Origin of the sequence: Prevotella pectinovora (assembly GCF_041323955.1) — a bacterium.
In the GTDB taxonomy this organism is placed as follows: Bacteria; Bacteroidota; Bacteroidia; order Bacteroidales; family Bacteroidaceae; genus Prevotella; species Prevotella pectinovora.
In genome coordinates this window covers 1,586,673-1,599,730 of record NZ_JBGLIV010000001.1, presented here as the reverse complement: position 1 = coordinate 1,599,730, position 13,058 = coordinate 1,586,673, and the positions used below count along the sequence as shown (strand labels likewise).

At 50.6% G+C, this 13,058-nt stretch carries 9 protein-coding genes; all 9 read right to left on the bottom strand.

Going from position 1 to position 13,058, the window contains the following annotated elements; genetic code table 11:
- Positions 1-4: 4 nt before the first annotated feature.
- Positions 5-2,020, bottom strand: a complete 2,016-nt coding sequence (locus ACDC99_RS06330) for a transketolase family protein (protein WP_370756232.1) — start codon at positions 2,018-2,020, stop codon at positions 5-7.
- Positions 2,021-2,157: 137 nt separating this feature from the next.
- Complete coding sequence (locus tag ACDC99_RS06325; RefSeq protein ID WP_022317631.1) at positions 2,158-3,756, bottom strand: xylulokinase; 1,599 nt, start codon at positions 3,754-3,756, stop codon at positions 2,158-2,160.
- Positions 3,757-4,060: 304 nt separating this feature from the next.
- Positions 4,061-5,611: an L-arabinose isomerase gene (araA, locus tag ACDC99_RS06320; RefSeq protein ID WP_022317632.1), complete on the bottom strand. Its 1,551-nt coding sequence runs from the start codon at positions 5,609-5,611 to the stop codon at positions 4,061-4,063.
- A gap of 94 nt (positions 5,612-5,705) precedes the next feature.
- Entirely contained in the window at positions 5,706-6,398 is a 693-nt protein-coding gene (locus ACDC99_RS06315; RefSeq protein WP_022317633.1) for an L-ribulose-5-phosphate 4-epimerase, read from the bottom strand.
- 90 nt (positions 6,399-6,488) lie between these two features.
- Positions 6,489-7,166 carry an NUDIX hydrolase gene (locus ACDC99_RS06310; protein ID WP_022317634.1) on the bottom strand — a complete coding sequence of 226 codons (678 nt, stop codon included), beginning with the start codon at positions 7,164-7,166 and terminating at the stop codon, positions 6,489-6,491.
- Between the two features lie 67 nt (positions 7,167-7,233).
- Positions 7,234-8,916 (bottom strand): sodium:solute symporter, encoded by a 1,683-nt coding sequence (locus ACDC99_RS06305; protein ID WP_044064963.1) that lies wholly within the window; start codon positions 8,914-8,916, stop codon positions 7,234-7,236.
- A gap of 165 nt (positions 8,917-9,081) precedes the next feature.
- Complete coding sequence (locus ACDC99_RS06300; RefSeq protein WP_022317636.1) at positions 9,082-10,251, bottom strand: aldose epimerase family protein; 1,170 nt, start codon at positions 10,249-10,251, stop codon at positions 9,082-9,084.
- A 277-nt stretch (positions 10,252-10,528) separates the two neighbouring features.
- The gene (galK, locus tag ACDC99_RS06295) at positions 10,529-11,689 is read right to left on the bottom strand and encodes a galactokinase (RefSeq protein ID WP_302749634.1); all 1,161 of its coding nucleotides are present in this window, start codon (positions 11,687-11,689) and stop codon (positions 10,529-10,531) included.
- Positions 11,690-11,792: 103 nt separating this feature from the next.
- Entirely contained in the window at positions 11,793-12,881 is a 1,089-nt protein-coding gene (locus ACDC99_RS06290) for an aldose epimerase family protein (RefSeq protein WP_044079970.1), read from the bottom strand.
- Positions 12,882-13,058 lie beyond the last annotated feature (177 nt).

Sequence of the window (13,058 nt, the reverse complement as noted above, 5' to 3'; positions counted from 1 at the left end):
TTTCTTACTTCAAGAGATCCTTCACCTGCTTGTATACATTCTCAGCAGTGTAGCCGAGTTTCTCGTCGAGCACTTTGTAAGGAGCTGAGAAACCGAAGCTTGGCATACCGAATACCTTGCCGTTGGCACCTACAAGGCCCTCAAGAGTTACAGGCAGACCGGCGGTCATACCGAAAATCTTGCTTCCTGCAGGAAGGATGCTCTCCTGATACTCCTTAGACTGAGTGCGGAACAGACCCTCGCTCGGTACGCTGACAATACGGATCTTCACACCGTCCTTGCGCAGAAGTTCAGCACCTGCTACCAATGTAGAAACCTCAGAACCGTCAGCCAGCAGGATAACGTCGAAGTCCTCATCAGATCCAGCCACTACGTATGCACCCTTGCGAGCCTGCTCGTAGTCGTTGCCGGCAGGCAGTTTGGCAACATTCTGGCGAGAGAAGATGAGAGCAGTAGGAGTTTCCATGTTCTCCATTGCCATAGCCCAGCAAACGGTAGTCTCGTCGGCATCAGCAGGACGGAACACGCGAACGCTGTCCTTGCCGTGGTGGTTCTTCAGCTTCTCCATCAGGCGGATCTGTGCCTCCTGTTCTACAGGCTCATGAGTTGGTCCGTCCTCACCGACGCGGAATGCGTCGTGGGTCCAGATGAACTTGATAGGCACCTCCATCAGCGCAGCCATACGTACGGCAGGCTTCATATAGTCAGAGAATACGAAGAATGTGCCGCAAGCCGGTATCACTCCACCGTGCAGATACATACCGATACACATGCACGCCATTGTCAGCTCGCTAACACCAGCCTGGAAGAATGCGCCGCTGAAGTCGCCGCGAACGATAGAGTGGGTCTTCTTCAGGAAACCGTCGGTCTTGTCGCTGTTAGACAGGTCTGCTGAAGAGCAAACCATGTTAGGAACCTGCTCAGCGAGAGCACCGAGACATGCTGCCGAAGCGGCACGAGTGGCAGAACCCTCCTTCTGTGACACTACAGACCAGTCAACCTTAGGAGCGTTGCCGCTGAACCATTCCTTCATCAATTCAGCCTTTTCAGGATTAGCCTTAGCCCAAGCCTCTTCTTCGGCGTGACGCTCGGCAACGATCTTGCGAAGCTCCTCAGCGCGGTCAGCATAGAGCTTCTCCACCTCAGGGAATATAACGAATGGGTTCTCAGGGTCGCCGCCGAGATTCTGGATGGTGTTTACGTAAGCCTCGCCGCCGAGAGGAGCACCGTGAGTCTTGATGCTGTGCTCATAGCTTGAGCCATCCTCCTTGAGTGCGCCCTTACCCATGATAGTCTTGCCGATGATAAGAGTAGGACGCTCCTCCTCTTTCTGTGCGTCGGTGAGAGCCTGGCGTATAGCGTCTGGGTCGTTGCCGTCGATTGTCACCACGTTCCATCCCCAAGCCTTGTATTTGGCAGCGGTATCCTCGTTCATCACCACGTTGCACTCAGTAGAGAGCTGGATGTCGTTGGAGTCGTAGAACATGATGAGGTTGTTGAGTCCAAGGTTGCCGGCGATGCGTCCGACACCCTGTGATATCTCCTCCTGCACACCACCGTCAGAGATGTATGCATAAATCTTGTGCTTGATGACTTCTGAACCGAGTTTTGCCTGGAGGAACTTCTCAGCCACAGCAGCACCGGCTGCAAAGGTGTGGCCCTGTCCGAGCGGACCGGATGTGTTCTCCACACCACGCTTCACGTCGCGCTCAGGGTGTCCTGGAGTAGGAGATTCCCACTGGCGGAACTGCTTCAGTTCGTCGATGGTGAATTTTCCCTGCAATGCGAGAGCGCTGTAGAGCATCGGTGACATGTGTCCTGGGTCGAGGAAGAAGCGGTCGCGACCTTCCCATGTGAGATTGTCCGGATCCCATACCATGAATTCAGAGAACAGCACATTGATGAAATCCGCTCCACCCATGGCTCCTCCCGGATGTCCCGATTTAGCTTTTTCTACCATAGACGCAGCCAGGATGCGGATGTTGTCGGCTGCTCTGTTCATAATCTTCTTGTCGTTCATATCGATTTATGTTTTGTAGTATTCTAAAAGACAATATGTTTTTTATCCTTAATCGCCTTTAGTTAAACAAAGTTTTTCTTTTGTTGCAAAGATATATAAATATTTTGTTTTTGGCGAAGACTAAGGCGAATACTTTATTATTTTTTTAATTTCACTGCTTCTTGCTCCACTGGCAGGCAGTTCTGGTATTCTTTTATGTACTCGTTGAAGCCTTCAACATCTTCTTTCGTAGGAGCGATTTCCACTCCGGTGTTACCGGCAAACACCTTCTTGTCGAGATAGTCGGCGAGGTTCATTTTGCTCTTGTTGTTCACCAGATAGCCGGCCAGCAGCGCGATGCCCCATGCTCCGCCTTCGCCAGCCGTTTCCATTACAGAAATCGGAGAGTTGATGGCGGCAGCCAGTATACGCTGTCCCACGCCTGGGGTCTTGAAGAGTCCGCCGTGGCCAGTGATACGGTCCACTTTCACCTTCTCGTCGTTGAAAAGGATGTCGTTGCCTATCTTCAACACTCCCACTGAAGCGTACAGGTTGGCACGCATGAAGTTGGCAAGGTTGAACTTGCTCTTTGCCGAGCGCATGAAGAGAGGCCTTCCGTCAGCCAGTCCTGTAACGGGTTCTCCCGAGATATAGTTGTATGCCATCAGTCCGCCGCAGTCGGCGTCGCCCTTGAGGGCATGGTTGTAGAGTTTGCCGAACACCTCGTTCATGTCCACCGGTATGCCCAGCAGTTCCTGATATTCCTTGAAGAGGTTCACCCATGCGTTGAGGTCAGAAGTACAGTTGTTGCAGTGTACCATTGCCACCGGACTGCCGTCAGGCGTCGTCACCATGTCGATCATCTCGTAAGGACGCGACAGGGCCTTCTCCAATACAATCATTGAGAACGATGATGTGCCAGCCGACACGTTGCCCGTGCGTTTCCTCACGGCATTGGTGGCCACCATTCCTGTTCCGGCGTCGCCCTCTGGTGGACACACCGGTGTGCCGGGCTTCAGATGACCGGAGATGTCGAGTCGTTTGGCACCTTCGGCAGTAAGAGTGCCGGCATCCTCTCCGGCAGAGAGCACCTGAGGCAAGATGTCGGTTATCTTCCAGTCGAAGCCGTAAGGTGACACGAGTTCATCAAACTTGCGTATCATCTCAGCGTCGTAGTTCTTGGTCTTGGAGTCGATAGGCAGCATGCCGGATGCGTCGCCCACTCCGAGCACTCTCTTGCCCGTTATCTGCCAGTGGATATATCCGGCAAGGGTGGTGAGGAAGTTGATGTCGTTCACATGGTCCTCTTTGTTGAGTATTGCCTGATAGAGGTGGGAGATGCTCCATCGCAGAGGGATGTTGAAGTGGAACAGTTCAGAGAGCTTGGCGGCAGCTTCCGCTGTGTTGGTGTTTCTCCATGTGCGGAAAGGGGCAAGTATCTCCTGCTTCTCGTTGAATGCCATGTATCCGTGCATCATGGCGCTAACGCCGATGGCAGCCAACTGTTCTATCTCAACGTCGTATTTGGATATCACGTTGGCACGAAGGTCAGCGTAGCAGTTCTGCACACCGTTCCATATAGCCTCGATGCTGTATGTCCACAGTCCGTCGATAAGCTGGTTCTCCCATTCGTGAGAGCCTTGGGCTATCGGGATGTTGTTCTCGTCGATGAGCACTGCCTTGATTCTTGTGGAACCGAATTCGATACCGAGAATAGCCTTGCCTTCTTGTATTGTAGCTTTAGGATTGTTTGTCATTACCTTATTATATATATCAGTGTTAATGTTCTTGTCTGCTGTAATAGTATGGACCAATTATCCCCAATCGGTCATTAGGGCTTGCTTGGATTTTGAGTTTTTAGAAGAGGGGATTTTGTTTGGCTTTTAATGAGTAATAGCGAGCTATTGCGAATTAAAAACAAGCAAAAGACACCTTATAACAAGCAAAATACTGCAAGCAGTTGTAAAATATTACATTAAACGGCCCAATGACCGATTGGGGATTATGATTGTAGGACAACTCTACATGTTTCGAGCTGTCCTACATTCATAATCAGATTTATTATCTCAATGCCTTGTTCAGCATGTAATACACTTCGTTGATGCGGAGGTCTCTCTTCACGCTTTCGAATGTGGAGTCCTTGTCGATATGCAGATATTCGATGTCGAGCATCTCAGCATAGTCCTCCCAATACTCCGGTGTGATGTCGTAGGAGAAGCAACTGTGGTGAGTGCCGCCGGCGAGAATCCACGAACCGGCACCGATCTCGAAGTTAGGCTGCGGAATCCACAGGGCGTTGGCAACAGGGAGCTTAGGCAGTGGTTTCGGTTTGATGCAGTGTACATCGTTGACGATGAGTCTGAAGCGGTTGCCCATGTCGACTACCGTTGCCGTAACGCCGTCGCCAACCTTTGAGTTGAACACGAGGCGGGCCGTCTGCTGCTTGCGTATGCCGATTCCGAGGTGGTGTACCTCAAGTCGTACTGGCTCGTCGTCGACAGCGATGAGAGGACATACCTCGAGCATGTGGCTCTGGAGCAGTGAAGAGTTCTCTCCATCGAAGTTCAGTGTGTAGTCCTCGAGGAACGAGCATCCCGTAGGCATACCCTGAGTCATATACCAGAGAGTGCGGTAGAGGGCAGCCGACTTCCAGTCGCCTTCGGCGCCGAAGCCATATCCCTCAGCCATGAGTCGCTGTGATGCGAGGCCCGGAATCTGGTCGAATCCTACGAAGTCGTCGGCATCAGGGTCGCCCCATGAACCGAGGTCATCGAAGTTTGTTGTGAATCCCTTTGCACCCTTCGCCTTGAGACAGGCACGGATGGCAAGCTCTGCGCGTGCGGCATTCCATATCTTCTTCTTGCCGATTTCCTCGCCCGCCTCGCAAGGCACGATTTTGTATAGCTTGTGGTATTCCTCCACTAATGCGTCGACATCGGCAGGGGCAACCTGCTTCCAGTATTCCATCAGCTCAGACACGCAGCAGTAGTCTACGTGGTAACCGAGAACCTGCTCAGCACTGACCTTGTCACCGTCGGTCACTGCAACATTGTTCATCTGGTCTCCGAAACGAATGATAAGCATGTCTTTGGCGTCGGCAACGGCTGCGGCGACACGAGCCCATACGGCGATGTGCTCCTGTGTCTTCTTCTCCTTCCAGTATCCCACAACCACTTTGCGTGGTTTGCGCAGACGTGAGCATATATGTCCGAACTCGCGGTCGCCGTGTGCGCTCTGGTTCAGGTTCATGAAGTCCATGTCCATCGTGTCCCAAGGAATCTCCTGGTTGTATTGTGTGTGAAGATGGAGCAGAGGTTTGTGCAGCATCTGCAGTCCGTGTATCCACATCTTGGCTGGCGAGAAGGTGTGCATCCATGTTATCACGCCCACACATTTCTCCTCGTTGTTGGCAGCCATCATAATAGATGCCACTTCCTTGTCAGAGTTTGCTGTTCCTTTATAAACCACCTTTATCGGGATGATACCCGACTTGTTCAATCCGTCGACCATCTCCTGTGAGTGACCGTCAACAATCTTTACTGTCTCGCCTCCGTAGAGGAGCTGTGCTCCAGTAATCCACCAGAGTTCCAAATTCTCAAATGCCTTGATCATTGTTTCGTAGTTGTTTCTTCTTTAGTTATGTTATTATCTCCAGACGGTCATCAGACCATTCATAATGACCGGTTGTAATTCTGATCCTTCCGGATTATTTTTTCTTTTGTCCGTAATAAGCGTTCGGACCGTGTTTGCGGTTGAAATGTTTCTCTATCAACAGAGGGTTCATAGTGGTCTCAGGGTTCACGCTGAATGCCACGAAAGCCATCTTTGCCACCTGTTCCATCACTACGGAGTTGTATACAGCCTCGTCAGCATCCTTTCCCCATGAGAACGGACCGTGGTTTTTCACCAGCACGCCCGGCGTATGTACGTAGTTGATGTCTTTGAAACGGTTCACTATAACCACTCCCGTTTCTTTCTCGTATTCAGCCATCTGGTCTGCCGTCATGTCCCCGGTGCATGGTATGCAGTCGTGGAAATAGTCGGCGTGTGTCGTTCCGATGTTCGGAATGTCCTTTCCTGCCTGTGCCCATGCCGTGGCATAAGTGGAGTGGGTGTGCACGATACCTCCGATTTCGGGGAAGGCACGATAGAGCACGAGGTGTGTAGGAGTGTCAGAAGACGGATTAAGATCGCCTTCCACCACTTTGCCCGTGTTCAGGTCAACCACCACCATGTCAGACGCCTTCATGTTGTCGTATGACACGCCCGAAGGCTTGATTACCACGAGACCTTTCTCGCGGTCGATGCCAGAGACGTTGCCCCAGGTGAAAATCACGAGATTGTGTTTCACGAGGTCGAGGTTGGCACGGAATACTTTTTCTTTCAGTTCTTCTAACATAATATCTTGATATGTGTTTGATGGCCGGTCCTTGTGTCCGGATTCAGTCCTTAAGCCTCCAGACTTTCAGGACCGGCCATGTTGTTGTCATTAGAGTTTGAAATAAGGATCGTCGTCATACGCCTCTTTGTTGAAGCAATACAATGCCGCACCGCGTTTCGACGTTATCTTGTCGATCTTGTCAGTCTTCTCGATGAAGTCGATTGTCTTGATCTTCTTTCTGAAGTTGCGCTTGTCGATTTCCTCGCCGAGGATAGCCTCGTAAACGTGTTGCAGCTGCGTCAGCGTGAAGAGTTCTGGGAGCAGATTGAAGCTCAGAGGCTCTGTGGAAATGCGGCGGCGGAGCAGGTTGATGGCTTTTCTCACCATTTCGTTGTGGTCGGAATAGAGTCTTGGCATCTTCTCCACATCGATCCACTTCAGCTGGTGCTTCTCGCGTAGCTCGTTGTCGTAGTCTTTCACATTGATGAGTGCACAGTATGCCACGGAGATGACCCTTTCGCCCGGGTCACGGTTTACGGCACCGAAGGCACCCACCTGTTTCATATACAGGTTGTCGAGACCGGTGAGATCTCTCAGCGTGCGGTTGGCAGCATCGTCGAGACTCTCGTTCTCCTTCACGAATCCACCGTAGAGCGACCATTCGCCGCGACCCGGATCCATTCTCCTGTTTCCGATGAGCAGTTTCAACTTGTTTGCTTCAAATCCGAAGATTATGCAGTCTACCGACACATACACCTTGGAGTGTTCTTTATAAAAGTCAGTCATAAGGTATTATTATTTAGGTCTTTATAGTTATTCTTTATTTCGTGTGTCATTGTCAGGGGCGTCTTTTTTACCAGAAGTAGATGTAGAATGCCACTGTGATGGCAAGGATTATAACACTGTGGATCACATCCCACTTCGTCCAGCTTGCCCTTGTGGCAGCCCTCTGCTCAGGTGTGGAAGTGCCGAACACCAGTCCGCGTATCTTGTCTTCAGTAGGCGCAGGAGTCATGAGGCTCACTACCACTACAACCAGACAGCACACGATGAGCATCACACCGCAGAAGTACAGCCAGTTGAAATCGAAGAACACAGTCTTGAACCAGTTGTCTGACGCATCAGTTACATTACTGTAGTATACCTTTGCGCCGAGTCTTGTCAGACCGATTATGATGCCAGCCAGGAGTCCCCACATACCGCCTTTGGCAGTGGCACGCTTCCAGCATATTCCAAGAAGGAATGCCGCTGCGATGCCAGGAGCGAGAACGCTCTGCACGTCCTGAAGGTAATTGTACAACACGTTGCCCACACTTCTCATGATAGGAATCCACAGGATACCGAGAATCACAATTACCACAGTGGCGATCTGTCCGATGCGTACGAGAGATTTCTCTGATGTCTGCGGACGGAGACGCTTGTAGAAGTCGATGGTGAAGAGCATTGCCGAAGAGTTGAACAGCGAAGCCAGCGAACTCATCAATGCTGCGAGAATACCGCAAACCACGAGTCCCTTGAATCCTGCCGGCAGCAGTTTCGCCACGAGGGTAGGGAATGCGGCATCGCTTATAGCCACGCCGTTGGCATCAACGGGGAGGAATGCGCCACCGCTCTTCGCGTTCAGTGCGTAGGCAATCATTCCAGGGATGAGGAAGATGAACACAGGGAGCAACTTCAGGTATGCACCGAAGATAGTACCGCGGCGGGCCTCCTTCTCATTCTTTCCCGACAGCACACGCTGCACGATGAACTGGTCGGTACACCAATACCAGAAACCGATTACGGCACTGCCCACAAGGGCTCCAAGCCAAGGATATTGCGGATCGCGCAGGTCGCGCATCAGGTCGGTCATCTTGTCGCCATATTCGTTTACAGGCTCAGCAGAACAGATCTGCATCACCTGGTCCCAGCCGCCCACGGCCTTCAGTCCGAGCACGAGGATGATGATGGAACCGAGCAGAAGGATAGGAGTCTGCAACACCGAAGTATAGAGCACGCTCTTCATACCGCCGAAAATGGTATAGAGAGCAGTGATAAGCACCAGTCCGATAGCAGCGATCCAGAAGAAGTCGATGCCCCACAGTTCCTTGATGCCGAACACCTGCTGGAACACGAGACCACCGGCATATACCGTCACGGCAACCTTGGTGAGCACGTAGCTGATGAGCGAAATCACCGACAATATCGTACGACTCTCCTTGTTGTATCGTCTCTCCAGGAATTCAGGCATGGTGTAAACCATAGAACGGGTATAGAATGGCACGAACACCCATCCCAGAATAAGTATCATCCATCCCTGTATCTCCCAGTGTGCCATCGCCATACCAGACGATGCTCCAGCACCGGCAAGACCTATGAGGTGCTCCGAACCGATGTTCGACGCAAAGATCGACGCTCCGATGGCAATCCAAGTTGCGTCGCGTCCGCCGAGAAAATAATCTGCAGAGTCGTTGTTCTTCTTGCTCACGACCCATACCACAATTCCTATTAAGGCCAGGCAAAACAGCCCAATTACCAGCCAGTCATATAATTCCATATTAGTTTATTTATTTAGTTAGTAGTTTTGTTTTTTTTGTTAATTGTTGTTGCGGATATCACTCCGCTTAGGTCTTAACCTCCAAACGGCTATTGGAACGCTTGATGCTGCAGTTCCAAAATAGTTTGCCGTTTTTGGTCAGTGGCAGATTCTCTCAATCCCCATTTACTTCTTTATTCCGAAGCGGTAAGCCACATGGCTGTAATACCTCTCGCCCGGTTTCAGATATGGCGAAGGCCAGTCTTTCTTGTTTGGTGAGTCTGGGTATTTCTGGCTCTCCAGACATACCGACACATGCTTGGGATATTTCACTCCGTGCTTGCAGGCAATGCCCGTGCCCTGGAAGTTGCCGGTATATACCTGTACTCCCGGTTCGTTGGTGAACATCTCGAGCAGGATGCCTGTGACCGGCGAATAGAGCGAAGCGCATACCTTGGTGTCGTCGCCCTTTCCGTTCTTGTATGTGTTCAGACACCAGTTATGGTCGTAGCCAGTAGCGTTCTTTATCTGCTGATATGTTGTGTCGTTGATTGTCTCGCTGATGGCATGAGGCTTGCGGAAGTCCATCGGTGTGCCCTCCACAGGCTTTATCTCGCCCGTTGTCATGTATGTGTCGTCGGCAGGGGTGAAATTGTCGGCATTGACATACAGCACCATGTTTGTTCCCTCTTTCGACGGGTCGCCGTTGAGGTTGAAGTAGCTGTGATTGGTCATGTTTACCACCGTCTCCTTGTCTGTCGTTGCCTCGAAAGTGATGTCGAGAGTATTGTTGCTGAGCACCTTGTATGTTGCAGTGGTCTTCACTGTTCCCGGGAAGTTGTTGTCGCCGTCCGGCGACATGAGTCTCATGACGAGAGTAGTGTCGTTGGGCTGTTCTGCATCATACACCTGATACATCCATCCCGACGGACCGCCATGCAGGCAATGGCCGAAGTTGTTCTGCGGCAGCTGGTAGTCCTTGCCGTTCACGTGAAGATGGCCCTTGTCTATTCTGTTGGCATATCTGCCCACGGTAGATCCGTAGTCGCTCGGACTGTTCACCGAGTCGGCATACTGCCTGATGTTGTCGTAGCCGAGCACCACGTCAGTCGGCTTGCCGTCCTTGTCGGGAACGGTGAGCGATACCACTCTGCCTCCAAAGTTTGTGATGCATACTTCCATCCCACTCTTGTTCTTGAGCGTGAAAAGTTTGACGGGCTTGTTGTTGATGGTTGTGTCGAATGCGGCAGGGTTGAGGCCAGACTCAGTGAGCTGTGTGTTGCCGCCTGTTGAGCATGAAAGCATCGTCGCGATAGCCATTCCTGCTCCAAGAATGATAGATTTTATACCTTTCATATATGTATGCTAAATAGATTTTCGGAACGTAAAGATTCAATGAATTATTTAATTCGTGGCTAAATTACTATTATTTTTCGAATCGGCAATAAAAGATTATGACTTTTTTGTCCGTGTAGGTGTTGTTTCTACACCTTTTTGTCTTTTCTTCATGTTTAAGAGGGTGTTTTGTTATCTTAAGTGTACAATTACAGGGGTATATTAACGAAAAAGCGGAAAGCCACAATGAAATGACTTTCCGCTCGGTTGTGCTATGTTTGGTTTCTTTCTTTTTGCTTTAGCAGATTTTTCTCGAACCGTCTTTGATCACCACATCGTATATCTTCGGTTCCTTGCCGTAGCGTTCTGCATATTTCTTCTTCACGTCGGCGATGAAGTGGTCGTAGAGGTCCTCCTTCACGAGGTTGATGGTGCATCCGCCGAAGCCTCCGCCCATGATTCTCGAACCGGTAACGCCATCTTCACGAGCGATGTCGTTGAGATAATCGAGTTCTTCGCAAGACACCTCGTATTCCTTGCTCAGTCCGTGGTGGGTTTCATACATCTTCTTGCCCACGGTCTCGTAGTCGCCGGCGTTGAGTGCGTCGCATACTGCCAGCACACGGTCTTTCTCTCCCAATACGAATGTGGCGCGCTTCATGTCCTCCTCGCTAACCTCATCCTTTACGGCGTTGAGCATGTCCCAGTCGGCGTCGCGCAGGGTTTCGATAGTCTTCTCAGGATATTTCTTCTGCAAAGCGGCAACCACGTTCTCGCAGCTCTTGCGGCGGTCGTTGTATGCCGATGATGCCAGTTCATGCTTCACCACGGAGTCAACGAGCACCAGTCTGTATCCCTTCGGTTCGAATGGGAAATATTCGAACTCGCGGCTGCGGCAGTCGAGGCGCATCAGTTTGCCCTCCATGCCGAATACGCTCGCAAACTGGTCCATGATGCCACAGTTCACTCCACAGTAGTTGTGTTCCGTTGCCTGTCCTGCCAACACCATATCCCATTTAGACACCTTGTTCTCGCCGAACAGGTCGTTTAGGGCGTAGGCATAGCAGCTCTCGAGAGCTGCCGATGATGACAGACCGGCTCCGAGGGGCACATCGCCTGCGAATGCGGTGTTGAAGCCTTTCACGTCAACTCCGCGTTTCTTCATCTCCTGAACGATGCCATACAGATAGCGTGCCCAGCTTGCCTTAGGGCCTTTTTCGTCGTCTATGTCAAATTCCACACGGTCTTTCAGGTCGATGGAATAAGCCATCACCTTGTTGGTGCCGTTGGGACGTATTTCACACATTATTCCTTTGTCTATTGCTCCCGGAAAGACGAAGCCTCCGTTATAGTCGGTATGTTCACCGATGAGGTTTATTCTTCCTGGTGATGCATAAACGTTTCCTGTCTTTCCGTCGAAATGCTTTACAAAACGACTTCTTACATAATCTATCTCCATAGGTTAAAATGATTTTGAGTTCGTGATAATATTTATTAGTTAGTCTGTTTGTCTGCTGATTGTCATTTAATGCTTGTTGATAAGTCTGTATGTCAGCAGATTGTCATTTCTTTACTCCGAATTTGTATATTGTGGTCTGCTTGTACTGCTCTCCCGGACGTAGCACTACAGACGGGAAGTAAGGACGGTTTGGCGAATCTGGGAAGTGTTGTGCTTCCAGGCATACCGCACTGCGGCGTGGGAACGTAGCGCCATGCTGTCCGCTGATGCCGGTCTCGAAGTTGCCGGTATAGAGTTGCATTCCCGGCTCTGTGGTATACATCTCCATTGTTCTGCCGCTCTTTGGCTCCGTCAGTCGGGCTGCGAAGCTCAGTTCGCCCTCTTCCTTCTTGTTCAGCACGTAGTTGTGGTCGTATCCGCTGCCGTTGCGCAACTGCTCGTTGTCGGAGTCGATGCGCTCGCCGATGGCTTTCGGTGTGCGGAAGTCGAACGGTGTGCCCTCCACGAAGCGTATCTCGCCAGTAGGGATGCTGTTGCCATCGATTGGCAGATAGAAGTCGGCGTTGATCTCGCATTCCACGTTGTATACGTCCGGAGTTGGGTTGGCTATTCCAGCAAGACTGAAGAATCCGTGGTTTGTCAGACAGATTACGGTCTTCTTGTTTGTCGTTGCCATATAGTCGATGATCAGTTCGTTGTCATCGTTGAAGGTGTATGTAACGGTAACTTTCACCTCACCTGAGAATCCCTCTTCACCGTAGCTCGACACGTAGTTGAGAACCACCGTCTCGTCGTTCATCCTCAGAGCGTCCCACACCTTCTTGTTGAATCCCTCGTTACCGCCGTGAAGCGAGTTCTCACCGTCGTTGATAGGCAACTGGTATACCTTTCCACCGAGTTGGAAACGTCCTTTGCAGATACGGTTTCCGTAGCGGCCGATGAGTGTGGAGAGATATGGCTCCGGACTGTTTATCACGTCCTGTATGTTGTCGTGTCCTTGAATGACGTTGGCATAGTTGCCGTCTTTGTCAGGAACCATTATGGCTACCAGCGCACCGCCATAGTTTGTCAGCGCCACCTCATTGCCATTCTTGTTCTTGAGAATATATAAATCAGTTTTCTTTCCGTTTACTGTGGTTTGAAAATCCTCTCTCTTCAAACCACATAGATTAGGTGCTTCGTTTGTGTTCATAATCAAATGTTATTAGTTAGTATTCTATTTACTGCAAAGTAAAAGAAAAATAATGAAACGAGCAAAAGAAAAACAATAAATCAAAAGCAATAAGTGTTAATTTCCACTAATGTGGATTCAGAGGTTGGCCATAATCCCATATCGGTCATTAGGGTTTGCTTGGATTTTGTCCTTTTA

Coding starts and splice junctions, on each gene's coding strand:
- ACDC99_RS06310 (WP_022317634.1), bottom strand. CDS start 7,166: ATGACTGACTTTTATAAAGAACACTCCAAGGTGTATGTGTCGGTAGAC.
- ACDC99_RS06325 (WP_022317631.1), bottom strand. CDS start 3,756: ATGACAAACAATCCTAAAGCTACAATACAAGAAGGCAAGGCTATTCTC.
- galK (WP_302749634.1), bottom strand. CDS start 11,689: ATGGAGATAGATTATGTAAGAAGTCGTTTTGTAAAGCATTTCGACGGA.
- ACDC99_RS06290 (WP_044079970.1), bottom strand. CDS start 12,881: ATGAACACAAACGAAGCACCTAATCTATGTGGTTTGAAGAGAGAGGAT.
- ACDC99_RS06305 (WP_044064963.1), bottom strand. CDS start 8,916: ATGGAATTATATGACTGGCTGGTAATTGGGCTGTTTTGCCTGGCCTTA.
- ACDC99_RS06300 (WP_022317636.1), bottom strand. CDS start 10,251: ATGAAAGGTATAAAATCTATCATTCTTGGAGCAGGAATGGCTATCGCG.
- ACDC99_RS06330 (WP_370756232.1), bottom strand. CDS start 2,020: ATGAACGACAAGAAGATTATGAACAGAGCAGCCGACAACATCCGCATC.
- araA (WP_022317632.1), bottom strand. CDS start 5,611: ATGATCAAGGCATTTGAGAATTTGGAACTCTGGTGGATTACTGGAGCA.
- ACDC99_RS06315 (WP_022317633.1), bottom strand. CDS start 6,398: ATGTTAGAAGAACTGAAAGAAAAAGTATTCCGTGCCAACCTCGACCTC.